Annotated in this window: 23 protein-coding genes, 3 tRNA genes and 1 pseudogene; 8 read left to right on the top strand and 19 right to left on the bottom strand. The window is 72.6% G+C overall.

Translation table 11 applies throughout. The annotated features are described in order from the left end of the window. The first annotated feature begins 100 nt into the window (after positions 1-100). Positions 101-1,681 (top strand): CocE/NonD family hydrolase, encoded by a 1,581-nt coding sequence (locus tag QP089_RS31440; protein ID WP_285916445.1) that lies wholly within the window; start codon positions 101-103, stop codon positions 1,679-1,681. On the opposite strand, the gene QP089_RS31435 is transcribed toward QP089_RS31440, so the two are convergent. From QP089_RS31435 to QP089_RS31395, 9 genes are all read right to left on the bottom strand, one after another. Further along, complete coding sequence (locus QP089_RS31435) at positions 1,671-3,047, bottom strand: NADH-quinone oxidoreductase subunit N (protein ID WP_285916443.1); 1,377 nt, start codon at positions 3,045-3,047, stop codon at positions 1,671-1,673. The genes QP089_RS31440 and QP089_RS31435 overlap by 11 nt on opposite strands. Continuing rightward, positions 3,044-4,531 carry a complex I subunit 4 family protein gene (locus QP089_RS31430; RefSeq protein WP_285916441.1) on the bottom strand — a complete coding sequence of 496 codons (1,488 nt, stop codon included), beginning with the start codon at positions 4,529-4,531 and terminating at the stop codon, positions 3,044-3,046. The genes QP089_RS31435 and QP089_RS31430 overlap by 4 nt, the downstream gene beginning before the upstream one ends. Before the next feature lie 3 nt (positions 4,532-4,534). Beyond that, on the bottom strand, positions 4,535-6,322 hold the full coding sequence (locus QP089_RS31425; protein ID WP_285916440.1) for an NADH-quinone oxidoreductase subunit 5 family protein: 1,788 nt from the start codon (positions 6,320-6,322) through the stop codon (positions 4,535-4,537). Next, on the bottom strand, positions 6,319-6,624 hold the full coding sequence (nuoK, locus tag QP089_RS31420) for an NADH-quinone oxidoreductase subunit NuoK (protein ID WP_285916439.1): 306 nt from the start codon (positions 6,622-6,624) through the stop codon (positions 6,319-6,321). The genes QP089_RS31425 and nuoK overlap by 4 nt, the downstream gene beginning before the upstream one ends. After that, entirely contained in the window at positions 6,621-7,130 is a 510-nt protein-coding gene (locus tag QP089_RS31415; RefSeq protein ID WP_285916436.1) for an NADH-quinone oxidoreductase subunit J, read from the bottom strand. The genes nuoK and QP089_RS31415 overlap by 4 nt, the downstream gene beginning before the upstream one ends. A 10-nt stretch (positions 7,131-7,140) precedes the next feature. Next, positions 7,141-8,004 carry a complex I subunit 1 family protein gene (locus tag QP089_RS31410; protein WP_285916435.1) on the bottom strand — a complete coding sequence of 288 codons (864 nt, stop codon included), beginning with the start codon at positions 8,002-8,004 and terminating at the stop codon, positions 7,141-7,143. After that, positions 7,997-8,932 (bottom strand): hypothetical protein, encoded by a 936-nt coding sequence (locus tag QP089_RS31405; RefSeq protein ID WP_285916433.1) that lies wholly within the window; start codon positions 8,930-8,932, stop codon positions 7,997-7,999. Before QP089_RS31405 ends, QP089_RS31410 begins: the two co-directional genes overlap by 8 nt. Beyond that, on the bottom strand, positions 8,923-9,264 hold the full coding sequence (locus QP089_RS31400) for an NADH-quinone oxidoreductase subunit A (RefSeq protein ID WP_285916432.1): 342 nt from the start codon (positions 9,262-9,264) through the stop codon (positions 8,923-8,925). The genes QP089_RS31405 and QP089_RS31400 overlap by 10 nt, the downstream gene beginning before the upstream one ends. A 121-nt stretch (positions 9,265-9,385) precedes the next feature. Beyond that, positions 9,386-10,804: an MFS transporter gene (locus QP089_RS31395; RefSeq protein ID WP_285916431.1), complete on the bottom strand. Its 1,419-nt coding sequence runs from the start codon at positions 10,802-10,804 to the stop codon at positions 9,386-9,388. Positions 10,805-11,578: 774 nt separating this feature from the next. On the opposite strand from QP089_RS31395, the gene QP089_RS31390 reads away from it, so the two are divergent. Together QP089_RS31390 and QP089_RS31385 are read left to right on the top strand one after the other, a co-directional pair. After that, positions 11,579-13,063 (top strand): beta propeller repeat protein, encoded by a 1,485-nt coding sequence (locus tag QP089_RS31390; protein WP_285916430.1) that lies wholly within the window; start codon positions 11,579-11,581, stop codon positions 13,061-13,063. Between the two features lie 125 nt (positions 13,064-13,188). Next, positions 13,189-13,677: a hypothetical protein gene (locus QP089_RS31385; RefSeq protein ID WP_285916428.1), complete on the top strand. Its 489-nt coding sequence runs from the start codon at positions 13,189-13,191 to the stop codon at positions 13,675-13,677. Positions 13,678-13,700: 23 nt separating this feature from the next. On the opposite strand, the gene QP089_RS31380 is transcribed toward QP089_RS31385, so the two are convergent. Next, positions 13,701-14,153, bottom strand: a complete 453-nt coding sequence (locus QP089_RS31380; RefSeq protein WP_285916426.1) for a hypothetical protein — start codon at positions 14,151-14,153, stop codon at positions 13,701-13,703. A 230-nt stretch (positions 14,154-14,383) separates the two neighbouring features. Between QP089_RS31380 and QP089_RS31375 the strand changes: the two genes are divergently transcribed. The 4 genes from QP089_RS31375 (at position 14,384) to QP089_RS31360 (ending at position 18,816) form a co-directional block, all read left to right on the top strand. Beyond that, positions 14,384-14,989: a winged helix-turn-helix domain-containing protein gene (locus QP089_RS31375; protein ID WP_285916424.1), complete on the top strand. Its 606-nt coding sequence runs from the start codon at positions 14,384-14,386 to the stop codon at positions 14,987-14,989. A 138-nt stretch (positions 14,990-15,127) separates the two neighbouring features. Further along, complete coding sequence (locus QP089_RS31370) at positions 15,128-17,164, top strand: MMPL family transporter (RefSeq protein ID WP_285916422.1); 2,037 nt, start codon at positions 15,128-15,130, stop codon at positions 17,162-17,164. Positions 17,165-17,470: 306 nt separating this feature from the next. Continuing rightward, entirely contained in the window at positions 17,471-17,842 is a 372-nt protein-coding gene (locus tag QP089_RS31365) for a hypothetical protein (RefSeq protein WP_285916421.1), read from the top strand. 179 nt (positions 17,843-18,021) lie between these two features. Next, the gene (locus QP089_RS31360; protein WP_285916420.1) at positions 18,022-18,816 is read left to right on the top strand and encodes an SAM-dependent methyltransferase; all 795 of its coding nucleotides are present in this window, start codon (positions 18,022-18,024) and stop codon (positions 18,814-18,816) included. A gap of 72 nt (positions 18,817-18,888) precedes the next feature. Here the strand turns inward: QP089_RS31360 and QP089_RS31355 are convergent. The 7 genes from QP089_RS31355 to QP089_RS31325 form a co-directional block, all read right to left on the bottom strand. Beyond that, positions 18,889-18,961 (bottom strand) — tRNA-Glu (locus QP089_RS31355). Positions 18,962-19,229: 268 nt separating this feature from the next. Next, a tRNA-Glu gene (locus QP089_RS31350) sits at positions 19,230-19,302 on the bottom strand. Positions 19,303-19,324: 22 nt separating this feature from the next. After that, positions 19,325-19,396: transfer RNA gene (locus tag QP089_RS31345), tRNA-Gln, on the bottom strand. Positions 19,397-19,499: 103 nt separating this feature from the next. Then, positions 19,500-20,132, bottom strand: coding sequence for a DUF2461 domain-containing protein (locus tag QP089_RS31340; protein ID WP_285916418.1), 633 nt, complete (start codon positions 20,130-20,132; stop codon positions 19,500-19,502). 56 nt (positions 20,133-20,188) lie between these two features. Then, a complete protein-coding gene (locus QP089_RS31335; protein ID WP_285916415.1) occupies positions 20,189-20,953 on the bottom strand; it encodes a fumarylacetoacetate hydrolase family protein in 765 nt (254 codons plus the stop codon). Between the two features lie 22 nt (positions 20,954-20,975). Beyond that, positions 20,976-21,896: a cellulose binding domain-containing protein gene (locus QP089_RS31330; protein WP_285916413.1), complete on the bottom strand. Its 921-nt coding sequence runs from the start codon at positions 21,894-21,896 to the stop codon at positions 20,976-20,978. Between the two features lie 83 nt (positions 21,897-21,979). Beyond that, on the bottom strand, positions 21,980-22,348 hold the full coding sequence (locus QP089_RS31325) for a hypothetical protein (RefSeq protein WP_285916411.1): 369 nt from the start codon (positions 22,346-22,348) through the stop codon (positions 21,980-21,982). A gap of 461 nt (positions 22,349-22,809) precedes the next feature. Between QP089_RS31325 and QP089_RS31320 the strand changes: the two genes are divergently transcribed. Next, positions 22,810-23,169 carry an antibiotic biosynthesis monooxygenase family protein gene (locus QP089_RS31320; RefSeq protein ID WP_285916409.1) on the top strand — a complete coding sequence of 120 codons (360 nt, stop codon included), beginning with the start codon at positions 22,810-22,812 and terminating at the stop codon, positions 23,167-23,169. 54 nt (positions 23,170-23,223) lie between these two features. Here the strand turns inward: QP089_RS31320 and QP089_RS31315 are convergent. Next, positions 23,224-23,508 (bottom strand): annotated as a pseudogene (locus QP089_RS31315) (GNAT family N-acetyltransferase); the annotation flags it as partial. A gap of 25 nt (positions 23,509-23,533) precedes the next feature. Beyond that, positions 23,534-25,111, bottom strand: a complete 1,578-nt coding sequence (gene cimA, locus QP089_RS31310; RefSeq protein WP_285916407.1) for a citramalate synthase — start codon at positions 25,109-25,111, stop codon at positions 23,534-23,536. Positions 25,112-25,340: the final 229 nt, after the last annotated feature.

Genomic DNA, 25,340 nt, shown 5'->3' with positions numbered 1-25,340 from the left:
CCCAGGAAGCTAGGCGGATTCTTGACGGCCACCATCGGACTGCCTAGCGTCTGCGGCGGCGCACACCGCCGGGCGCCGCCGTCCACCCGGAGGGACCTCCGTGACGAAGCTCGACCGTCCCGCGCTCGCGGCCGTCACCGTCCTGGACCAGCCGATCGAGATGCGCGACGGGACGGTCCTGCGCGCGGACGTGCACCGGCCCGCCGGCGACGGGCGGCACCGCACCGTGCTGATGCGCGGCCCCTACGGCGAGCCGGTGTTCCGGGCCGCTCCGGTCACCGGCTGCCTGCGGGCCGGGATGGCCGTGGTGTTGCAGCACTGCCGGGGCCGGGGCAACAGCGACGGCGAGTTCACGCCCTGGGTGGACGAGGGGCGCGACGGCGCCGACACCGTCGAGTGGATCACCGTGCAGCCGTGGTCGAACGGCGAGGTCGTCGCCGCCGGCAACTCCTACCTCGCCGGATGCGCGCTCCAGCTCGCGTCCGAGCGCCCGGACGCGCTGAAGGCCGTCGTCGCGGCGATGACCCCGCACGACTTCTACGATGGGCTGAAGTACCACGGCGGCGCGTTCGCGCTCGGGTCGGCGTTCTTCTGGGGCGCGCTCCAAGGGCTGCTCGGCGCGGTGCACGACATCGAGAACGGCGGCGCGGCCCGCCTCGGGCCATTGATGAAGGTGCTGGCCGATCCCGACGCGGCGATGCGGTCGCTGCCGCTGCGCGAGATCCCCGCCGTCGCCGACGCGTTCCCGTTCTGGCGCGACTGGGTCGACCATCCGGAACGCGACTCGTACTGGACGGATCTCGCGGAGACGCTGCGGCACGACCGGATCGGCGTCCCGGTCCTGCACGTCGCCGGATGGTTCGACGTCTTCCTGCGCGGCACCTTGGAGAACTACCGGCGCATTCCTGGCGGGCGCCTCGTCATCGGACCGTGGTCCCACCTGTCCCAGACGGGCGGCGTCGGCGAGCTGTACTTCGGGCACGCGGCGTCCGCCCAGATGGCACAGCTGGAGGCCGCGCAGATCGCGTTCCTGCGCGGCGACACCGGCGGGCCGGCGGTCCGGTACTTCACGATGGGCGCCGACGTGTGGCGGGACGCCGAGTCATGGCCGCCGCCCGGCGCCACCACCACCCGGTACTACCTGCACTCTGGCGGTTCTCTGTCCGCTGACGCGCCGGAGTGCGACGCGTCGCCGTCCCGCTTCGTGCACGACCCGGACGACCCCGTCCCCACGCACGGCGGCAACCTGCTGCTGAACGACCCGGTCAACGTCGGGCCGCGCGACCAGCGGGCCGTGGAGGCGCGCTCGGACGTCCTCGTCTTCACCACGCCCGTGCTCGACCGGGACGTGGAGGTCACCGGGCCGGTCCGGGCGGTCCTGCACGCGGCGACCTCCGCGCCCGGCGCCGACTGGACGGCCAAGCTGGTCGACGTGTGGCCGGACGGGCGGGCGATGAACGTGCTGGACGGCATCGTCCGCTCCCCCGGCGACGCGACCCGGCACGAGATCGACCTGGCCGCCACCAGCCAGACGTTCCGGGCCGGGCACCGCATCCGGGTGCAGGTCGCCTCGTCGAACTTCCCCCGGTTCGACCGCCACCCGTCGATGGTGCGCGCGGAGCAGACCGTCTTCCACGACGCCGGACGCCCGTCCTGGATCGAGCTGCCGGTCATGCGGTGAGCGCGACCCCGGCGCCGATGCCAAGGACCAGCGAGAACAGCGCGGCCACCATGGCGACCGCCGACGCTCCCCGGGCCGGTGTGAACTCGCCGTCCGGCCGCCGGAACAGCGGGACGATCCAGCGCAGGTAATAGAAGACGCTCGCGACCGTGTTGACGGCGGCGACGACCGCGAGCCAGACGTAGTGGCCATCGAGAGCCGCGCCGAACATCAGGACCTTTCCGACGAAGACAGCGGTCGGCGGCGTCCCGATGAAGCCGAGCAGGCACACGACCAGCGCGAGCCCGAGGGGCGGGGAGGCGCGCAGCAGGCCGGTGTAGGAGGCGAGGTCGTCGCGGCCGACCGCCAGGACGACGGCGAAGGCGCCGAGGTTCGTCACCGCGTAGGCCGCGACGTAGAACAGCAGCGCGGTCTGCGCGAGGTCGGTCCGGCCCGCCATCGCGACCGGGACCAGCAGGTATCCGGCCTGGCTGACGGTGGAGTAGGCGAGCAGCCGGCGGACGTTGTCCTGCCCGAACGCGGCGAGGTTGCCGAGCGTCATCGTGGCCGCCGCGATCACCGCGACGACCGTCGGCCATCCGGCGGCGTCCGGCGGCAAGGCCTCGGCACCGAACCGCAGCAGCGCGGCGAACGCACCGATCTTCGGGACGGTCGTGACGAACGCGGCGACCGCCGGGGGCGCGCCCTCGGTGACGTCGGGGATCCAGAAGTGTCCCGGTACGGCGCCCGCCTTGAACAGCAGCCCGGCCAGCAACGCGACGACGCCTGCGGACACCGCCGCCGACGGCGCGTCGGCGAGGCCGGCGCGGAGCGTCCCGTAAGCGGTGCCGCGCCCGACCCCGTAGAGGAGCGTGACGCCCGCGAGCATCACGACGCCGAGGAACGCGCCCATCAGGTAGTACTTCAACGCCGCTTCCGTGCCGGGCGCGTCCTTGCCGAACCCCGCGAGCGCGTACGCGGGGATGCTCGCCAGCAGGTACGCGGCGACGACGACGAGCAGGTCGGACGAGGCGCCGAGCACCATCGCGCCGAGCGCCGACAGCAGGATCAGGACGTAGTGCTCGCTCTCCCGCGGATGGTCGCGGACCGGTCCGGCGGCGAGGCCGAGGACCAGCAGCGTCGAGCCGAGTACCGCGATCCGGGTGACGTGGGTGATCGGGTCGACGAAGAACGCGTCGAACACGACCAGGTCCGGCCGGGTCGCGTCGACGGCGGCGACCACGAGGGCCGCGACCAGCCCGGCCGCGCAGATCGCGGCGACCCGCCACTGCCGGGTGCGGGGCAGGAACAGCCCGTTGACCAGGCCGAGGACGGCGGCGATCAGCACGCACAGCTCGGGCGCGACGTCGGCGGGGTTCTCGTTCATCGGCCGACCAGCGCGGTCACGGCCGCCGACAGCGGCTCGATCGTGTCGAGCAGGACGCGCGGCGCGACGCCGATCAGCACCGACAGCGCCAGCAGCGGGACGATCGCCGCGAGTTCGGCCCGCCGCACGTCCGCTACCTGCCCGGACAGCTCACCGGGCGCGCCCAGCACTGCCCGGTGCAGGACGCGCAGGAACAGCGCCGCCGTGACGAGGATGCCGAGGACGGCGAGCGCGCCGGTCACGGCCGCCGCCGTGGTGCCGCTGCCGATCGTCCCGGCGAAGATCTGGAACTCCGCGACGAATCCCGACAGGCCGGGCAGTCCGAGGGACGCGAACGCGGCGAGCGCCAGCATCCCGGAGTAGACGGGCGCGGTCCGCGCGATGCCGCCGAACCGCCCGATGTCGTAGCTTCCGGCGCGGTCGTACAGGACGCCGCACAGCAGGAACAGCGCGCCGGTGACGAGCCCGTGCGAGACCATCTGCGTGACGGCCCCGGTGACGGCGAGCCGCCGCGCGTCCACGTCGCCGGACGCGTATCCGGCCGCACCCAGTGCGAGGACGATGTAGCCCATGTGATTGACGGACGTGTACGCGACGAGCCGTTTCGCATTGTCCTGCGCCAGCGCGACGAGCGCCCCGTACAGGACGCTTATCAGGCCCACGATGAGGAAGACGAGTGCGTAGCGCCGCCATGCGTCCGGAAGCATCGGCATGGCGATCCGGACAAACCCGTAGGTGCCCATCTTCAGCATGACCCCGGCAAGGATCGCGGACCCGGCGGCGGGCGCGTCGGTGTGCGCGGGCGGCAGCCACGTGTGGAACGGGACGACCGGCGTCTTGATACCGAGGCCGATGCCGACGGCCAGCAGCGTCAGCCCGGCGAGCCCCGGCGACCCGGCGAGCGGCGGGTGCCTGGTCAGTTCCACCATGTCGAACGTGTGCGGGTCCGCGCCCAGGTACAGGCCGATGAATCCGAGCAGCAGGACCAGCGAGCCGAGGAATGTGTAGAGGAAGAACTTCAGCGCCGACGCCGCCCGATCGCCGTGCCCCCACAGCAGGATCACGAAGTACATGCCGACGATCGACAGGTCGAAGAAGACGAAGAAAAGCAGCAGGTCCAGGGCGGCGAACAATCCCAGACAGACCGTCTCCAAGAACAGGAAAAGGATCGCGAACGCCCGAACCCGGTGCAGCTGCCGGATCGAGTAGACGGCGCAGGCGGCGAACAGTACCGCCGTCAGCGTGACGAGTGGGAAGGACAGCCCGTCCAAGCCCACGTGGTAGCCCGCCCGGACGGACGGTATCCAGCGCACATCCGCCTCGTAGGCGACGCCGGGCCCGGTGCCGTGCGCGAGCCACATGCTCACGATGAGGGCGAGGTCGGCGACCGTGACCGCGATCCACGTCCACGGCACGGCGCGGCGCGGCGCGACCGGCAGGACGAGCGCGACGGCCAGCGGCAGGAAGACGACCAGCGAGAGCACGCCTCACCACCCGGCCAACACGGCGACGACGACGAGCACCGCGAGCAGCACCGCCGCCTGCGCGTAGTAGGTGTGGACCAGCCCGGTCTGCGGGCGGCGAGCGAGCCCGGCGAGCCGCCGCGCGCAGCGCCCGACCCCGTCGACCATTCCGTCCACGCGAAGTTCGGCGCCGCGTGCGGCCAGGTCGGCCGTCCGCAGCCCGGCCCGCGCGACGGACCGGACCGCGCCGTCGACGACCCGGTCGTCGAACCTGGCGAGCGCCCGCGACACCGCGAACACCGGACGGACGATCCCGGCCCTCGCGGCCCGTTCGAGGAACAGCCAGTCGGCCACCCACGCGGGCGCCGACACGGCCCGCACGAACCGGACCACGACGATCGCCACCACCGCCAGAACACCGGAAACCACCAGGTCAAGGACGCTCACCTTCGTCTCCCCTGGAATCCCCAGGGCTTCGGCGACGCCGCGCAGCCCGAGCACGCCGAGGACGCAGGCCGCGACCGCCAGGGCGACCAGCGGAAGGCGCTCGAGCCACGGCACGACCTGACCGTCGCTGCGCGTACCGCGCCACACCGCGAACAGCGCTTTGGCCGAATACGCGGCGGCCAGCACGGAGGCGGCCATCCCGGCGGCGAGGAGCGCGGGCGAGCGTTCTGCGGCCGCCGTCAGCACCTCGTCCTTCGTCACCCACAGCGACAGCGGCGGCAGCCCCGCCAGCGCCAGCGCGGCAGCCCCGAACGCGACGCCGACGACCCGGTATCGGCGTGCGGCGCCGTGCAGCTCGTCCAACCGCTTGGTGCCCAGAGCCGTCAGCCAGGCACCCGCGCACAGGAACAGCAGGCTCTTCACCGTCGCGTGCGCCACGAGATGCGCCGTCCCACCGGAGACGGAACCGACGCCGGCGCCCAGCACCATGAACCCGATCTGCGCGCAGGTCGACGCGGCGAGAAGCTGTTTCAGGTCCCTCTGCGCCAGTGCCACGGCGCCCATTGCGAGCGCGGTCACGGCGCCGACCCAGGCGACGAGCGTGCCGGCCCATCCGGTCGCCGCGAGCAGAGGATGCAGGCGCAGCAGCAGGTAGGCGCCGGCGGCGACCATGGTGGCCGAGTGCAGCAGCGCCGAGACCGGACTCGGACCCGCCATCGCCCTGGACAACCAGAACGAGAACGGAAGCTGCGCCGACTTCCCCAGCGCGGCGAGCACGATCCCGCCCGCCGCGAGATCCCGCCATGGTTCGGCTGCGCCGGTCAGTGAGGAGAGCGTGAGCGAGTGCGTCCCGGCGATGGCGAAGCCCGCCGCGGCGTACAGGCCCAGGTCGGCGGCGCGGGTGGTGAGGAACGCGACGTCCGCCGAGCGCACCGGCTCGGCCTCCCGCCACTCGTAGCCGATGAGCGCGTACGACATCGCGCCCATGACCTCCCACCCCATCAGCAGCAGGACTAGGTCGGACGCGGTGACCGTCACCAGCATCGCGCCCGCGAACAGCAGCATCAGGCCGAAGAACCGCGCGCCGTACCCGCCTGCGGCCGCGAAGACCAGGATCGCGGTCAGGACGGACGCGACCGTCACCACGAGCACGCCGGACAGCCCGTCCACGGCCAGCCCGCCGGGCCACCCCGGCAGCAGCGCGAAACGCGCGACGGGACGCGTCACCGCCGCCGCGACCGCCAGTGCCAGCACCGCGACCGCGGCCAGGACCCCGGCGGCCGGTGCCACGCGATCGGCCCGCCGCCCCGCGAGCAGCAGAAGCGCACCCGCGGCGGCCGGCGTCACGGCCAGCGCGACGATCATCCTCGGAGGTCTCCGGCGTCGTCGGTCATGTCCACGTCCCGGGCGCGGAACAGGGCGGTGACGACGGCGAACCCCATCGCCATCTCCAGCGCCATCACGGTGATCGCGACGAGCACGAGGACCTGGCCGTCCGGCGCGCCCGGCGACACCCAGTGCCAGAACCCGCCCGCCGCGACGACGATGCCGTTGATCATCAGTTCCAGGCCCATCATCAGCATCACGATCGACTGCTGCGACAGCGCGCCGTACAGGCCGACGCTGAACAGGGCGGCGGCGAGCAGCAGGAACGCCTGGAGGGTCATCGCACACCGTCCTCGCCGTAGCGTCCCGTCCGGGTCGCCAGCACGACCGTGGCGATCATCGTGGCCAGGATCGCGATGCCGATCACCATCATCACCAGCATCTTCGGCCCCATGATCGACTGGCCGAGCGCGAAGGTCGGGTCGTGCGGCGCGGCGCCGCGCCGCTGCGGCCACGGGATCGCGAACACCCCGGCGGCCAGCGCCGCGAACACCGTCCCCGCGACGGCCAGCGCGCCGCGCCGGTTGTGCACCATCGACATCGGCATCAGCCCGCCCGGGTCCATCATGTACATGATCATGAAGACCGCCATCACCAGCATCTCCATGATCATCATGAGCACGACCAGCACGCCGAGGTAGTGCAGGCCCACCAGCAGCAGCTCGCCGCCGACGCACAGGAACGACGCGAGCAGCGCGAACGTCGCGCGCGCCATCGACCCGACGGCGAACACCGCCGCACCGAAGGCGACCGCCGCGACGGCCAGCACCCAGAACAGGACGGTCACGGGAACCTCCTCAGTCCACGACGACGATCGCGACCACGAGCATCTGCAGCAGCACGGCGGGGATGAGGACCGTCCACGCCACCTGCATGAACCGGTCCATCCGCAGGACGGGCAGCCGCCTTCTCGCCCACACCAGCAGCGCCAGGACGGCGCAGGTCTTCACCGCCGACCACAGCCACGCGGGTAGCAGCGGACCCGCGCCGCCGCCGAGGAACAGCGGGACGGCCACGGCCGACGCCACGGTGAGAAGCCCGTACCGTCCGGCCAGGAAGACCAGGCGGTCGGGGCCGGACAGTTCGAGCGCCGCTCCGCCCGCGATGTCGGCGCCCAGCGGCGCCTCGAACGGCCCCCAGAACGCCATCGCGAGCGCGGACACCAGGTACACCGCGAACGCCCCCGGCATCCAGACCCCGAACCACAGCCCGTCCTGCGCCGCACCGATCGCCCGCAGGTCCAGCGAGTGCGCCGCCAGCGCCGCCGTGATGAGGGCGAACATGTGCGGCAGCTCGTACGCAAGGCCCTGCGCGAGGAACCGGTACCCGCCGACCAGCGCGTACGCGGAGTTGACGCCCCATCCCGCCAGCCAGACCGACGCCCACGCGACGACCTCCATCGCGTTGAACCACACGACGCCGACCCGCGTGTCCAGCGCGGCGTGGCCGCCGAACGGCACGACGAGCGCGGCCAGCGCCGCCGCCACCGGCAGCGAGATCGCACCGGCCCGCGTCAGCAGCCGGTCCGCGCTGGGCGTCGCGCGCCGCTCGGTCACCAGCAACCGCGCGGCCTCCCGGACCGGGCCGGGACCGCCCGCGAGCACCGCGTCCAACGACGCCGCCGCGACGGCGATCAGCCCGAGGACGAGCACCTCAACCATCGGCCGGCACCGCCGCGAGGTCCGGATCCAGGCTCGCGACGATCAGCCGGGCCTGCGCCAGCTCGGTGCCCTTCACCAGCTCGGGCAGCACCGCCACGAGCGCCTCGGCCCTGGCATGGCCGTGCGAGTCGTCGCCGTCGAGGGCGAGCCGGATCTCGCGGAGCCGCCCGCGCAACCGGTCGTTGACGTCACCGACATGCTGCGGCGCGACGCCGTGCCGCTCCGCCGCCTCCGGTGTGAGGTTCCCGATCCCTCTGGTCATCCACCGCAGCAACCGCGAACGCCGGACCATCCGGTCGAACGTGTCGAACCGCTCCCCGATCTCCTTGCCGCTGAGGAGGTCGTCCCGCAGAACGGCGGCGCGCCGCGCCGCGTCGTCCCAGCCCGCGACCCGCAAGAAGCGGGCGAGCCCGTCGAGCCCGCGCGCCCCCGGCCGCCCCTCCCAGAACGACCCGCCGCCCGTGTCGACCATCACGGCCTCCGCGGCCTGCACGACGTCCCCTTGCAACGCCAGGTCGAGCCGCAGGCCCGCGGGCCAGTCCGCCAGCACTGGACCGAGCGGGACGTGCAGGACGTCGAGCCGCAGACCGTCCCGGTCGTCCGCTCGACCGGCCGTCTCCACTTCGCCCGATGGGCGAGACGTCCGGGTTCCGTCCCACACGATGTCGTCCAGCGCGTCCGGCCGGACCCGCGCCCGCGGCCCCGGCATGCCCGACCAGACCTCGTCGATCGCCTCCGCCAGCGCCTCCCCCGGACGCCCGCACACGACGAGCACACCCGTCTCCGCCGGTGACACCGCCGCCCGCCACCCCCGCCGCCGCAACCCGGCCTCGACCGCGAGCCGCTCCCCCGTCCCGTCGGCCGCCGACACCACGAACGGGCGCGGGCTGTGCTTCGCCGGCCGCTCCAACCGCCGTCTCAGACCCACCGCAGCGCCCCTTCGCGCCACGCGTACAGGACACCGACCAGCAGCAACACCAGGAACGCGAACATCTCGACGACGGCCTTGACGCCTACCGACGCCACCACGAGCGCCCACGGGTACATGAAGACCATCTCCATGTCGAAGGCGAGGAACACCATCGTCACCGCGTACCAGCGGACGTGGTAGCGCGACATCGCTTGCTCGCGCGGACGCCCGCCCGACAGGAACGGCCCGCCCTCCATCTCCGGCGCGACCATGTACGACACCGCGTAGACGGCCGCGATGACCGCCCCCACCAGCCCCAGGACCGACAGGACCACGGCGTACGGCGGCATCGCCCCTCCCGGTTCCCGGCGTCCATCACCAGTCGATGTACCTGATCACCGCCGCCGGAAACCTCCGGGGGGTAATCCGGAGGCCGCCCCGCACACGGCGGGACGGCCTCGCGGACACCGCTCACGCGCCGACCGTCTCCTTCTCGGGGACCGCGCGCGCCGACCGGGCCCGCAGCGTCACCAGCGCGAGACCGGAACCGGCCAGCGCCACGACGGCGGCGCCGACGAACGCGGCCTGGAACCCGTCGGTGAGAGCGCCCAGGTTGCCGAGCTCTCCGCCGCCGTGCGAGGTGGCGATGGCGGTCATCGCCGCCAGCCCGATCGCGGAACCGACCTGGTAGGTGGTGTTGACGATGCCGGACGCCAGCCCGCCCTGCTCCGGGGCGACACCGCCGATCGCGGCCATGGTGGCCGGGATGAACACCAGCGACATCCCGACGGCCGAGACCAGCGAGCCCGGGAGCACATCGGTGAAGAAGCCGCCGCCCGCGTCGATCGTCGACAGCACGAACAGCCCCGCGGCCAGCACCAGCAGCCCGGTGACGATGAGCGGCCCGGTGCCGAACCGCCCGATGAGCCGTCCGGTGACGCCGACCATCAGCACCATCATCAGCGCGGTCATCGGCAGCAGCGCCGCCCCGCTGGGGAACGCCCCGTACCCGAGCACCTGCTGCAGGTAGAGGTTGAGGAAGTACCACATCGGGATCCACGCGGCGCCCAGCAGCGCCATCGCCGCGTTCGCACCGGCCAGGCCGCGCGTGCGCCACACCGACAGCGGCATCAGCGGGCTGCGGACGATCCGCTGCCACGCCACGAACAAGGCCAGCAGCAGCACCGCGCCGCCGAGTTGCAGGACGGTGGCCGTCGCACCCCATCCGCGCTCGGGCGCCTGGACGATCGCGTAGACGGCCAGGGCGAGCCCGCCGGTCACCGCCGCCGCGCCCAGCACGTCCAGCCCGGCGCGGCGTCCGGGGACGTCCGGCAGCAACCCCGGCACCAGCGCCAGGGTCGCCAGCCCGATCGGGATGTAGATGATGAACACCCACGGCCAGCTCAGCCACTCGGTGATGACACCGCCGAGGAACACCCCGGCCGTCCCGCCCGCCGGTGCGGCGGCGCCGTAGAACGCCATCGCCCTGGCCAGCTCCTTGGGCCGCGCGGAGAACAGCGCCATCAGCAGCGTCAACGAGGACGGCGCGATCAGCGCCGACCCGACGCCCTGCACGGCGCGCCCGGCGATCTCGATCCCGGCCCCGCCGGCGGCCGCCGCGACCACCGACCCGGCGACCAGCACCACCCAGCCGGCCGCGAACACCCGCCGCGCGCCGAGCAGGTCCGACAGGCGGCCGCCGAGCAGCAGCAGCCCGCCGAACGCGACGACGTAGGCGTTGAACACCCACTGCAACCCGCTCGGGCCGAAGCCCAGATCGCGCTGCAGGTCGGGGAGCGCCACCCCGATGATCGACGTGTCCATGATCACCATGAACTGCGCGGTGGCGAGCACGGCCAGCGCCCACCACCGCCTCGGGTCTGCGGACATGACGGTCCGTCCCTCCACTCGGCTGTACCCCTAGGGGGTATGTGCGTCGGACCGTAACATACGCCTAGGGGGTATTCATTCCCCGCCCGCCGCCCTTCCTCCGATCCACCGCAATTCCGTACACTTCGCTTCTGTGCTGTCGCGAGGGGGGCGAATATGAGCACGGCCGACCGGCCTGACGACCAGGACTCGCCCGGCTCCCCCACTCCCCCGCCCCCGAACTGGGGCCGCGCCGACCACCCCAAACCGCCCCCCGCCGAGGGCGACAAGCTCGTGGCGAGCTGGCGCACCAAGTCCGCCCGGAAACCCACAGCGGACGAACCCGCCGAGCAGGCGAGACCCCACAGCCGCCCCCCACGCACCCCCACCGCCCCGACCGCCCCACCCACCAGCCCCCTGGCAGCAGCAGCACCATCGCCCGCGCCCCGTCCAGGGCCTACGCCGGCAGCGCACACCCGTCCGCAGAAACACACGCCGCCCCAAACGACCACAAACGCCGAAGCACCCGGCGCCACCCCCGCGCCACCCCAAGCAACACCGTCCAGCCCACGCCAAAGACCAGCCCCGGAGCCACACGCCCAACCGCAGGCGAACACGGGTACCGGCGCACACGGTGCGTCTGCGGCGCCACCTCAAGGAACGCCCTCCGCGGCGCGTCCAGGCCTGCACACATGGCCGTCGGCGGGGCCGCGTGCGGGTGCGGCGGCGGTTGCGAGTGGCGCGCAAGAGCGGGTGCGGATTCGGGACGGGGCGGGGGCGGAGGCGGACGGGCCGGTGTTCGATCGGCCCCGGGGGGCGCCCACGCCGCCGGAGGGCGGGGCGACGCGGGTGTTCCGGCCCGGGCTGCGGTCGGGGATCGCGGTCGCGGCGGTCGCGGCGCTGGTGGCGGGGGGCGTGGCGTACCTGGTGCGGGACGGCGGTGGCAGCGGAGGCGGCGGCGCCGAGGGCGCGGAGGCGGCCGACAAGGTGTTCGCGGTGCCTCCGGCGTTGTACGACGGGCACGAGCAGTCGATCACGGCGGTCGCGGTGCGCGGTGACACGGCGGTGACGGTCGGCAGCGAGACCGTGGACGCGCCGCGCGGGCAGATCCTTGTGTCGTCCGACGGCGGCAAGGCGTGGAACGCCGCGAAGGTGAAGGACGAGGGCGGGACGAGCGGCGACGTGCCCCAGGTCGTCGCGGCGGGGAGCCGGTCGTGGGCAGCGTTGGGCGAGGGCCCCGGAGGCGTGGCCGCGTGGACGAGCGCGGACGGCCGGACGTGGTCGCATCGGACCGCCGGCAAGGGCGTGTTCAATCCGGGCGACCACGTGACCGGGCTGGCCGCCACCTCGGCGGGCTTCGCCGCGATCGGGACCAGCCAGAATGCGCCCGTCCTGTGGACGTCCTCGGACGGCACCACGTGGCAGCGGCAACAGCCCGCTCTCCAGGGCGGCCCGCAGAGCATCGCGACGAGCGGGAACACGCTCGTCGTGAGGAACGACAAGGGCGACCTGTGGCGGTCCGCCGACGGCGGACGGACGTGGGCCCGTGCGGAGGTTCCGCAGAGCGACGGTTCGTACGGGCCGGTGGTGGCGTTGACGTCCGGGCCCGGCGGTTTCTTCGCGGCGCGGGAGGGGCGCCGTACGGGCGGGTCGTCGAAGAACCCGAAGAAGCGCGCTCTCGCGGTGTTCTTCCGGTCGTCCGACGGCGTCGGCTGGACGCGTGCCAGCACCATCGACCGGCGCACCTATTCCAGCTTGGCCGCGTTGGGCGGTTCCGACGCGGGGCTGGCCGCGCTCACGCCGCTCAGCGACGGGCGCGTGGCCGTGCAGCGGAGCACGGACGGCGTCAACTGGCAGCCCGTGGAGAGGCTCGCGACGGACCAGGGGCGCAAGGCCGAGTCGACGGCGGCGCTCCCCAAGGGCGTTCTTGTGGCGGGACACCAGAACACCGGCGCCTACCTGACGGCTCCGGGCGCGCGCCACGGGGACATCGACCTGCTCTCCATCCCCGACGCGGTCACACCGGACCGGACCATCAGGCGTTTGACGTCCGCCAATGGCACGACGCTGGCGGTCGGTAGCGGCGCAGGCGAGGCAGCCGTCTGGACGACAAGGGACGGTAAAACGTGGACGCGCGCCGGCGGCACGGGCCTCGCAGGGCCGGGCGTGCAACGGCTGGCGGGTGCGGCCTACGGGCCGAAGGGCTGCTCCTCCTCACCTCGAACGACGCGAACGCGTGGAACCCCGCGACGGCCCCAGCGGATGACGACGGCGAGCTAGGCGGCGCCGCCTACGGACAGGCGGGCTACGTCGTCGTGGGGTCGACGGACAAATCACCTATCGCATGGCGTTCTAACGACCTCGCCCAGTGGACCGCCGGATCCGGTGATCTCCAGGACGGGAAGATGCACGACGTCGTCTCCGTGACGAAGGGCTATGTCGCGGTCGGCGAGCGCAATGGCGCGCCCGCCGTGTGGACGTCCGACGACGGCGCGAAGTGGACGTCGGTACAGCCGCCGCAGGCACAAGGTCCCTTCACCCATGTCGTGGCGCGCGGCGACACCGTGGTGGCGACGGGCGCGGGCAACGTCGTCGCCGTGTCGTCCGACGCGGGACGGACGTGGCGCGCGCAGACCGTCCAGGCGTCAGCGCTGACGGCGAGCCTGGCGACGCCGCGCGGCTTCGTCCTCGCCGGGACACCGGCCGGGACCGACGACGTCGCGCTGTGGAGCTCCCCCGACGGCACGTCCTGGCGGATGGCCCGTCCGCACGGCGCCCGCCTGGAGGGTGACGGGAGCCAGCGGCTGACGGGCCTCGCCCTCCAGGGCAAGGGCCTCGTCGCCACCGGTACGGACGGCACCGCCCCGACCCTCTGGCGCACCGATCTGCCCTGAGCCGGAGGGTCGCGGCGGGAGGGTCAGGACGCGGCCTGCCGGCGGCGGTCGGCCTCGGCGGCACTGAGGATCATCTCGTCGACGACCCAGCGGGCCTCCGGCGACAGGTCGACCAGGGCGCGCAGGACCTCGGGCCGGATGATGCCGTGCTCGACGTCGCGGCGCAGCGCCTTGAGGGTGATGTCCTCGTCGATGGGGGCGGTCTCGCTGGGGCGGCCGAAGTAGCCGATCGGCACGCCGAAGAAGGTGGCGAGCGCGCGGAGGGTCTTGAGCTGGGGGTTCTCCTGGCGTCCGGTGCGCAGCTTCCACACGGTGGTGGACGAGATGTCCTCACCGGTGGTGCGCGCGATGGCGGCGGCGGTCTCGACGTTGTTGCGCGGCGGCTGCGCGTCCGCCGGCCACAGGTTGCGGATCAGCCATTCGACCTTGTCCGCCAGCGTCGCGCTCGGCGCGATCTCTTCCGTCTTGTTGCTCATCCGGCCCCTCCCGAACCTCACCGACGCCAACGACTTTAGTTGACCGCAGGAGTGCCCGTCAGCCAAGGACACGGGAATTGTTTCAGCACGTATCGGATCGATCACGCAGCAGAACCGGAACCTGCGGGGTAGCGGGCGCCTCCCCCGCGGGCGCCACGCCCCTCCCCCTCTGCGGCGAACTATGCCAAGAGGCATTGCAAAGGCCCTTTGCAACTCGTAGCGTCCACGTCATGAAGGAGCAACCGCCGCCCGGGCAGCCGCCCCCGCACCGGCCGCCGAAAGAGCAGCCGGCCCCCGAGATGATCACCGACCCGCGGCAGGTGCGGCTGCTCGCCCACCCGCTCCGGCAGCGGATCGCGGAGATCATGCGGCGCGGGCCCGTCTCGTCCACGACACTCGCCCGCGAGCTGGGCCAGAGCACCGGCGCGACGAGCTACCACCTGCGGCAGTTCGCCAAGTACGGGTTCGTCGAGGAGGTGCCGGAGCTCAAGCGCGGGCGGGAGCGCTGGTGGCGGGCCGTCCCGGCGGACCGGCGGATCCCGCCCCACCGCGAGCAGTCGCCGGCGATGCGGGAGGCGGTCGAGCAGGCGACGAAGCTGGAGGTCGCGAACGAGCTGGAGATGCTGGCCCGCTACCAGCGGGAACGCGACGGGATGGGCGAGTGGGCGGACGCCCTGCTGTTCTCCACCGCCACCGTCACGCTGACGCCCGACCAGGTGCGTCCCTTCTTCGAGGAGTACATCGCGCTCCTCTACCGCTACAAGCGGGCCGACGACGACCCGCCGCCGGGCGCGCGCACCCTGCACGCCCGGTTCCTGGCCTTCCCCGAGGTCTGAGCCCGGAGGAGTCCGGGCCGCCGAGTTGCCCCTCGGCGGCCCGGGCGGAGGCCGCATCACACCCGCCGCCGTCCGTTCCATCGGCCGGCGGCGCGTCGCTCACACGATGCACAACCCCCACGGAAAGGAGAGCACTTCATGCTGCTCTCGAGCAAACGCACGCTGAAATGGGCGGTCCTGCTGCTCTGGGTCGCGATTGTCGCGGTCGCGGTCCCGTTCGCCGGCAAGCTGCCGGACGTCGTGAAGGCGAAGTCGGCGGCCGAGCTGCCGCGCGGCGCCCAGTCCACCGAGGTGGAGAAGCTCACGGACCGGTTCCGGGACGGCAAGCAGGCCCCGGCCGTCATCGTCTACGCGCGCACCGCCGGCGTCACGCCCGCCGACCGCGCCGAGGCGGACGCCGACCGCCGCACCCTCGCTCCGCTCGCCGCAGGACCGGTCGACGCCCCGCAACCGTCGCACGACGGCCGGGCACTCCTGCTGACCGTCCCGCTCCACGACAACGACGACCTCACGGACAACGCCGAGAAGGTCCGCGACATGGCGACAGGACACGTCCCCCGAGGGCTGGAGGTGAAGGTGACCGGGCCCGCCGGCGCGGCGCTCGACTCCGGCGACGCCTTCCGCAAGGTCGACAAGCCGCTCCTCCTCGTGACGATCCTGCTGGTCGCGGCCGTACTGCTGCTCACCTACCGCAGCCCGATCCTGTGGCTGCTCCCGCTCGCCAGCGCGGCGATCTCGCTCCAGGTGTCCACGGCCGTCGTCTACCTGCTGGGCAAGTACGCCGGCCTGTACGTGGCGGACGGCATGTCGACCATCCTCAACGCGCTCGTCTTCGGCATCACCACCGACTACGCGATGCTCCTCCTCGCCCGCTACCGCGAGGAACTGCGCCGCCACGAGGACCGGTACCGGGCGATGGCCGTCGCGCTCCGCCGTGCCGCCGCGCCCATCACCGCGTCCGCCGCGACCGTCTGCCTCGGGCTGCTGTGCCTGCTCGCGGCGCACATGGGCTTCAACTACGCGCTCGGCCCGGTCGGCGCGATCGGCGTCATCGGCGGCCTCGTCGTCGTGATGACGCTGCTCCCCGCGATGCTGGTCGTGCTCGGCCGCTGGGTGTTCTGGCCGCGCGTCCCGCACTTCGGGGACGCGCCGCCCGCCCGCGGCGGCGTCTGGGACCGCGTCGGCCGCCGCGTCGCCGCACGTCCCCGCCTGGTCTGGACGCTCGGCGCCGCCCTGCTGGCCGCGCTCGCCGCCGGCTGCCTCGGCCTGCACACCGGCCTGGACCGCGCGCACTTCCTCACCACGACGCCGAACTCGGTGCAGGGCGAGCGCCTCGCCGCGGCCCACTACCCCGGCGACGAGAGCCGGCCCCTCCAAATCGTCAGCGGAAAGCCGGTCGATCTGCACGGCATTTCCGGGATCGCGCGGGTCGCGGCGCCCGAGACGTCGAGCGACGGACGCCTCACCCGCACCGCCGTCGTGCTGGCCGACCCGCCCGACAGCGACGCCGCCCAGCGGACCGTCGAGCGGATACGCCACGCCGAACCGGACGCGCTCGTCGGCGCGGGAGCGGCGAGCGAACTCGACCTCGCCGACGCGCAGGCGCACGACCGCCGCGTCGTGATCCCGCTGATCCTGGGCGTCGTCCTCGTCGTGCTGATGGTCCTGCTCCGCGCCCTCGTCGCCCCGCTGCTGGTGATCGCCACCGTCGTCGCGTCGTACTTCGCCGCGCTCGGCGCGTCCTGGCTGCTGTTCCGGCACGCGTTCGGCTTCCCGGCGCTGGACATCCAGGTCGCGCTGATGGGCTTCCTGTTCATGGTGGCGCTCGGCGTCGACTACAACCTGTTCCTCGTCTCCCGCATCCGCGAGGAGACGGCCCGCTCCGGGCACCGCGCGGGCGTGCTGCGCGGACTCGGCGTCACCGGCGGCGTCATCTCCAGCGCGGGGCTGGTGCTGGCCAGCACCTTCGGCGTCCTCGGCGTCATGCCGGTGACGATGTTCGTGGAGATCGGCGTGCTGGTCGCGCTCGGCGTCCTGCTCGACACCTTCCTCGTCCGCTCGGTGATCGTCCCCGCCCTGGCCCTGGACACCGGTCCCCGCTTCTGGTGGCCCGGCCCGCTGTCCCGCACCCCGGCACGCCCGGCCCCCGACCGAGAACCGGTCCCCAACGCCTAGAAGTGCCCGCAGGTCCCGGCCACCCCGCGCGACCGGGACCTTTCCCTTCCCCCGGCTCAACCAATGGCGGCGCCGAATCCCGCGTGCGGCAGGTGCAGGGACGGTAGCAGGGCATATCGCCACCTAATTCCGGGGCGCCGACCTGCATGCCGGGAATGCCGTCAATGGGCTGTCATTCGGACCCGCGGGCGACTCATCCATGCAGACCGCGAGCAACTCTCCCGTTGCCCGACGACACGTTGTCGACCGACACGAAGCGTAGTTAATTGATTGCTGTTCGCAGCAATCCGCGAAAGGAACCCACGGATGAGCCTTCTTCCGCCCGCCCGCGTCCTGGCCCTCGCCGTCGCCGGTCTCGGCGCCTCCGCCCTGCTCGCCGCCCCCGCCCACGCCGCCGCCCCGTCCGATCCCGCCGACCAGCCGACCTACACCTGCCGGATGCAGCTGCCGGCGCCCCTCATCTACCCGCCCGTGGTCATCGGCGCCGACTGCGATGCCGCGAACGGCGCCCCCGAGGACGGCGACTACAACGGCACCGTGAGGTTCGAGTTCACCGACCCCCGCTTCTACCCGCCGACCTGGGACTGCCGGCGCTCCAGCGTCCGCGGTGACATCCACGACCCCGACGACGGACGAGTCCTCGGGGCCGACTGCTCCGTGGTCCAGCCCGAGGAGTGACGGTCCGGGCCACGGCCGACTGACCGCGGCCGGTGACCCGTACGCGGCCCCGGAGGACGTTTCCCTCCGGGGCCGCGCCGGTACCGGCCACCGCGCGCGCCCGTGAACCGGTTCCCAAAGTGGATCACCAGAGGTTGGATGGTTCCGGCCGTCCCCGATCCCGAGCGAGGAAAATCGCCGTGACCGACCAGCCCCCTCCGATCGACTCCACCGTCCCCCAGACAGCCCGCATCTGGAATTACTGGCTGGGCGGAAAGGACCATTTCGAGGTCGACCGGCAGGTCGGCGAGGACATCCTGAAGGTCATCCCGGACATGGCGCTGTTCGCCCGCGCCACCCGGCAGTTCCTGCAGCGCGCCGTCCACCACCTCACCGCCGACCTCGGCGTGCGGCAGTTCCTCGACATCGGCACCGGGCTGCCGGCCGCCGACAACACCCACCAGGTCGCGCAGCGCGCCGCGCCGTCCGCGCGCGTCGTCTACGTCGACAACGACCCGCTCGTCCTCGCGCACGCCCGCGCGCTGCTGACCGGCGCGCCCGAGGGCAGGACCAGCTACCTGGACGCCGACCTGCGCGAACCCGAGAAGATCCTCGCCGGCGCGGCCGAGACCCTCGATTTCGGCGAGCCGATCGCGCTGATGCTGATGGGGATCCTCGGCCACGTCACCGACGACGATGAGGCCCGGTCGATCGTCCGGCGGCTGACGGACGCGCTGCCCGCCGACAGCTACCTCGCCCTGTACGACGCGACCAACGTCGTCGACCCCGCGTCGGCGGCAGCCATCGAGATCTGGAACCGTTCCGCCGAACCGCCCTACGTGCTGCGGACGCCCGCGCAGCTCGAAGGCTTCTTCGAGGGCATGGAACTCCTCCCGCCGGGCGTGGTGTCCTGCCCGCTGTGGCACCCGCCGGCCGCCGAGATCGGCGCAGCCACCGAGATCGACGAGTTCTGCGGCGTCGCCCGCAAGCCCTGACCCCGCCCTCCACGCACGACAGAGCCGAAACAGAAAAACCGCAGGTCAGAAACCTGCGGTCTGCGAAAAGTGTACCCCCGAGCGGATTCGAACCGCCGTTACCGCCTTGAGAGGGCGGCGTCCTAGGCCACTAGACGACGGGGGCCGGACTGTGAGCCTGCGCGGTCTCCCGCTTGGGCCTCGCCCAGCTTACCGGACCCGCACCCCCACCTCGAACCGAATTCCATCCTCGCACCGAAGAGCCCCAAAAACGCAAAAACGCCCGGTCGTCACTGACCGGGCACCTTGCACAATTGCGTCGCCCCGCGCGGCGAAGCCGCGCACCGGGGGTTCCAGGGGGTCGCCCCCCTGGGCAAACACTGCGGGCCGCGGCGAAGTCGCCCGAAGGGCGACGAGCAAACGACCCCGCAGCGTACCCCCGAGCGGATTCGAACCGCCGTTACCGCCTTGAGAGGGCGGCGTCCTAGGCCACTAGACGACGGGGGCCTGTCCACGATGGTGGACGCAGCTGGGGTACCAGGACTCGAACCTAGACTAAGTGAACCAGAATCACTCGTGCTGCCGATTACACCATACCCCAGTGCGGTACGGGCTTCCGGGCCGTTTCCGGCTGGTCGCTCGCGCCTCGAAGAGAATACAGGACGGCGCGTCAGCGGCCAAAACGATTGCCGCGGCGGGCGGGGTCAGCGGCTGAAGTCGGGCGGGCCGACGTGCTCGTCGCCCCACTCGACCAGGGGCCGCAGGCGGCGCCAGGCCGCGCGGACGCGGGTGACGGTCTCCGGCGTCGACATCCAGGGGTCCACCGGCCAGCCCTCGTGGGCGTAGAGGGAGCGGTGGCGCAGCAGGTCGAGGCGGGGATGGTCCTCGGGGGTGCCGCGCGGGCGGGTCTTGAGGCGGTCACCGGCGATCTCCAGCCCGGCGGCGCGCAGGCCGTCCACGATCGCCTGGAGCTCCTTGCCGGAGGAGTCGGCGTCGACGGCGGCCCGGTAGCGGCGGAGCTGTTCCGGCTTCGGCGCGTACATCCCGCCGGCGACCATCAGGCCGTCGGCGTCGATCTGGACGTAGTAGCCGCCGCTGTGCCCGCCCTGGTGCGTCTTGTAGGGCGTCTTGTCCTTGCTGAACCGGACGTCGCGGTAGGGCCGGAAGAGGTGGACCGCACCGAACTCCTCTTCGAGTTCGGCGCACAGCTCGGTCATCGGGCCGCGGACGTGGTCGTCGTAGACCTGCCGGTTGGCGGCCCAGTAGGACTTGCTGTTGTCGGCCAGGAGGCCCTCGTAGAACTCGAACGCCTCGCTCGTGAAGCCGGTGAACGCCATGACCTCCCCCTTCCGTACGGCGCCCCCAGCTTAGGGACGCCGTACGACAGCGGGGGTCAGTCGCGGGTGACGACGCGGTTGGTGAGGGCGCCGATGCTCTCGATCGTGACCGTCACCTCGTCGCCGACCTGCAGCGGGCCGACGCCGGCGGGGGTGCCGGTGAGGATGACGTCGCCGGGCAGCAGCGTCATGACCTGGCTGACGTATTCGACCAGGCTGGGAATGTCGTGCAGCAGCAGCGAGGTGCGGGCCTCCTGGCGGACCTCGCCGTTGACCGTGGTGGAGAGCGCGAGGTCGGACGGGTCGACCTCGGTCTCGATCCACGGGCCGAGCGGGCAGAAGGTGTCGAAGCCCTTCGCCCGCGTCCACTGCCCGTCCTTCTTCTGCAGGTCGCGGGCGGTGACGTCGTTGGCGCAGGTGTAGCCCAGGATGACGTCGGCGGCGCGGGCGGCGGGGACCTCGCGGCACATGCGCCCGATCACCACGGCGAGCTCGCCCTCGTGGTCGACGCGCTCGGAGAGCCGGTCCGGGTAGGCGATCGCCTCGCCGGGCCCGATCACCGCGGTGGACGGCTTGGCGAAGATCACCGGTTCGGCCGGCGGCTCGCCGCCCATCTCGCGCGCGTGGTCGGCGTAGTTCTTGCCGATCGCGATGATCTTGCTGGGCAGGATCGGGGCCAGCAGCCGGACGTCGGCGAGCGGGAAGCGCTGCCCGGTGAAGGTGAGCTCACCGAACGGGTGGGCCGCGACGGCGGCGATGGTGTTCTCCTCCACCACACCGAAGGACATGCCCTCGTCGGTGGAGAACCTGGCGATACGCATGGCCGAGAGCCTAGTACGCGGCTCAGAACCCGCATGCGGCACCGTTGAGCAGGCAGTGCCGCGGCGCCGCCGCGACCCCGGAAGCGCCGTACTCGACGTCCAACGTGCCGCCGGGCGGGATCGGGTCGGCGCCGGCGCTCTCGATCACCGGATGGGGGCCGCCCCGGACGAGGCGTCCGTTCCAGACGTTGCGGACGTCCGCGCCAGGCGCGTCGAAGCTGATCCGCCAGGCGTTCATGGGGCGTCCGGTGCGGTTGGTGATGACGAGCCGGCCTTCGTAGTAGCCCTCGTCCTGCTGGACGAGCTGGTAGGTGACGCCCGCGCCGTTCACCACGGGCCCGGACGGCGTCGGGGCGCCGAGCGTGGGACTGCTCTGAGCGGGCCTCCTCGCAGACGGGCCGCCGGACGCTCGGGTCGTTGTCACCGCGGGGGCACGCGGCCCGGGGTCCTCGTCCGATCCGCCGCCGCTGAGCAGCGACACCGCGCCGAGCGCCGCAAGCATGACGAGCACGGCCCCGACCAGCGAGACGATCACCCCGAGCCCCCGAGGCAGGGCGGCCGCCGAACGGCCTGCGGCGCCGGGGTTCGCCATCGTGGCCGATTCCTCGGCAGAGAACCGCGCCGTCGACGCCCCCTCCTCCGGGCCCTGCGCACGCGCAACGGCCGGCTCCCCCGCGACCCGCCGATCACCCTGATCAAGTGCCGACACCTCCGCCGCTCCACCCTCGTCCGCCGGATCGGCGGGCTCTACCGGGTCGGGTGCCGTGACCTCCGGTGCCGCGTCCGTGCTCGTGGGCTGAGGCGCGCTGCTCGCAGGCGGGTCCGGCGCGGTGGCGTCGGGATCGGCCCGGTCGTCCTCCGGGACGGCCGGCGGGGCGGGACGGAGGAACTCGACGGTGGTCGTGTGGTCCGGGGGCACATAGCCGGGCTCCTCGCCGCTCAACTCGCCCTCCCCTGTGGCCGGTGTCACATAGTCCGACGACGGGCGGGAACGGCAAGTTCGGCCGGGGTGCCGGGAATGTACGGTCAGCCGGCGGTGGCGGGCTCCAGTCCGCGGCGGGCGGCCTGGCGCTGGTGCCGGTTGAGCATGTCGGTGATCAGCTCGATCGCGTCCGGGGTGCCGATGCCCTGGGCGCCGCTGAGCCACCGGGTGGCCTCGGCGAGCAGGTCCTCCGCGGCCCCGTCGGCGCCCGCGTCGGCCAGCCGGCCGAGCACCGAGCCGAGCCGCAGCGCGGCGGCGGCGTGCCCCGACTCGGCGGCCCGCCGGAACCAGTCGGCGGCCTGCCCGAGGTCGCCCTCGCACTCGTGGATCTCGCCCAGCCCGAAGGCGACGTCGGCCCAGGATCCGTCCGTGGGACGCCCGAGGTCCTCGGGACTCCAGGGTCGGACAGGCATGCGATCACTCCGGCGGTTCGGCGATGGGACGGCGGCGCGCGTGTCCCGCACACGTGCCGTGCGCGAACCATGGTGGCCGCGCCGCCCGAAATCCGCCACCGGTTTCGGTGGGTTTGATGGAATTTCTACGTGACTACCCGGTCAGTCCAGGAAAGCCCCTCGTCCGTTCGAACGACGCCGTTCAGCCCAGCATGTACCGGGGAGCGCGTCGTCGAAGCCGTCGCGCCGCCGAACCCGTGCGGCTGCAGCTGCGCGTGGCGATGCACATGGGGCCGGTGCAGCGCGGCGCGCGGGGCGTGTGCGGGCTGGCGATCATCACGGCACGGCGGCTGGTGGTACGCGCGTATCCGGGTGCGGGTGAAGGAGGCCTCGCTGCAGGGCTGGATGACGCTGGAGGGCGGCGGGCCCCGGGCGCGGGCGGTGTGAGACGGTGGGCTCGACCAGACGTGAAGGGGGTCGGCGTGTCCGTCGTGAAGATCAATGTCCTCACCGTGAGCCCGGAGATGCGCGAGGAGGTCGAGAAGCGCTTCGCCGGGCGGGCGGGGCTGGTGGAGTCCGCGGAGGGCTTCGAGGGCTTCGAGCTGCTGCGCCCGGTGGAGGGCCAGGACCGCTACCTGGTCTACACCCGCTGGCGCAGCGAGGAGGACTTCCAGCGCTGGACGCAGAGCCAGGCGTTCCAGCACGGGCACGCCCAGGCCGCCGCGGAGCGCCCGGCGGGCCAGGGCCATGGGCACGGGCACGGGCACGGCGGGCCCGCCGCGTCCGGCTCGGAGCTGTGGGCCTTCGAGGTCGTCGAGAGCGCCGGCCCCAAGCAGGGCTGACCCGGACGAACGCGACGAGCGCGGGCCCTCGCCGGGCCCGCGCTCGTCGCGTGCTCACCCCTTCACCAGGTCCCGGTAGTCGGGGTGCTTCTCGATCCATTTGCCGATGAACGGGCAGCGCGGCACGACCGGCTCGCCCTTGCCCCGGACGTCGTCCAGCGCGCCCCTGGCCAAGGAGCTCCCGACGCCCTTGCCCTCGTAGGCGGGCAGGACCTCGGTATGGGTGAACACGACCGCGCCGTCGCGCCGCTCGTACTCGGCGAACCCGGCGAGGTCGCCGTCCACCCGGATCTCGTAGCGGCCTTCCCCGGCATTGTCGGTGATCTCGGTGCTCATGCCCCGATCATGCCCGACAGGCGACGGGTTAGCCCGCCTCGTACCCGGCGTGCAGCAGGCAGTAGGTGACGGCCTCCTCCAGGGCCTGCCAGGACGCGGCGATGACGTTGTCCTCCACGCCGACCGTGCCCCACTCGCGTTCGCCGTCGGCGGACTCGATCAGCACCCGGGTGCGGGCGTCGGTGCCGTGCGCGCCCTCCAGGATGCGGACCTTGTAGTCGACCAGCTGCAGCCGCGCCAGCTCCGGGTAGAGCCGGCCGAGCGCGATGCGCAGCGCGTTGTCGAGGGCGTTGACGGGGCCGTTGCCCTCGCCGGTCGCGATGATCCGCTCGCCCTTGGCGTGCAGCTTGACGGTGGCCTCGCTGACCATGGAGCCGTCCGGGCGGCGCTCCACGATGGACCGCCACGACTCGACCTCGAAGTGCCGCTGCCGGACGCCGGTCAGCTCCTCGCGCAGCAGCAGCTCGAACGAGGCGTCCGCGGCCTCGAAGGTGTAGCCGGTGGACTCCAGCTCCTTGACCTTGTCCACGACGGCCTTGGCCTTCTCTCCGGACAGGTCGTAGCCGAGCTCGCGGCCCTTGAGCTCGACGGACGCGCGGCCGGCCATGCTGGAGACCAGCATCCGCATGTCGTTGCCGACGGCCGCCGGGTCGATGTGCTGGTAGAGATCGGGGTCGACCTTGACGGCGGAGGCGTGCAGCCCGGCCTTGTGCGCGAACGCCGACAGGCCCACGTAGGGCTGCTGGGAGCTCGGCGCGACGTTGGTGACCTCGGAGACCGCGTGCGCGATCCGGGTCATCTCGGCCAGCTGTGCGTCCGAGACCAGGTTCATCCCTCGCTTGAGCTGGAGATTCCCGATCACCGTGAACAGGTTGGCGTTGCCGCTTCGCTCGCCGTAGCCGTTCGCGCAGCCCTGTACGTGGGTGGCGCCGGCCTTGACGGCGGCGAGCGAGTTGGCGACCGCGCAGCCGGAGTCGTCGTGGCAGTGGATGCCGACGCGGACGCCGAGCCCGACGACCTCGTTCACGACGTCGGCCAGCTCGTCGGGCAGCATGCCGCCGTTGGTGTCGCACAGCGCGACGACGTCGGCACCCGCCTCGGCGGCGGCCCGGACGGCCTCCAGCGCGTAGGCGCGGTTGGCCTTGTAGCCGTCGAAGAAGTGCTCGGCGTCCAGGAAGACTCGTTGGCCCTCCGCACGCAGGTGGGAGACCGTGTCGCGGATCATCGCGAGGTTCTCCTCCAGGGTCGTGCGGAGGGCCAGCTCGACGTGCCTGTCGTGACTCTTGGCGACCAGGGTCACGACGGACGCGCCGGATTCGCGCAGGGCGGCGACCTGGGGGTCGTCGGCCGCCTTCACCCCGGCCCGGCGGGTCGCGCCGAACGCGGTGAGCCGCGCGTGCCTCAGGTCCAGCTCTGTTCGAGCCCGCCTGAAGAACTCGGTGTCCTTGGGATTGGCTCCGGGCCAGCCGCCCTCGATGAAGCCGACGCCCAGGTCGTCGAGGTGGCGCGCGACGGCGAGCTTGTCGGTCACGGAGAGGTTGAGCCCCTCCTGCTGCGAGCCGTCGCGGAGCGTGGTGTCGTAGACGTGGAAGTCGTCGCCTTGCATGGTTCCCCCAGGGATGGGTGATCAGCGCCAGGACACAAAAAAGACCCCTCACGGACGTGAGAGGTCTGCGCGCCGGCGGTGTCCCGTTAGTTGCCGGCGCGCCAGCCGATAATGACGAGGCTGTGGCGCATGATGCGACCCAGTCTGCCACACCCCCGCCCGTGCCTGGGACACCTGTCTCGGATCCTGAGATGTCCCCCGGCCGCTGACCCCCGCAGAACCTCCAGAT

It is taken from the genome of Actinomadura opuntiae (genome assembly GCF_030283205.1).
Classification (GTDB): domain Bacteria; phylum Actinomycetota; class Actinomycetes; order Streptosporangiales; family Streptosporangiaceae; genus Spirillospora.
Note: the sequence above shows the minus strand (reverse complement) of the source record. Positions and strands in the feature narration are given on the sequence as shown.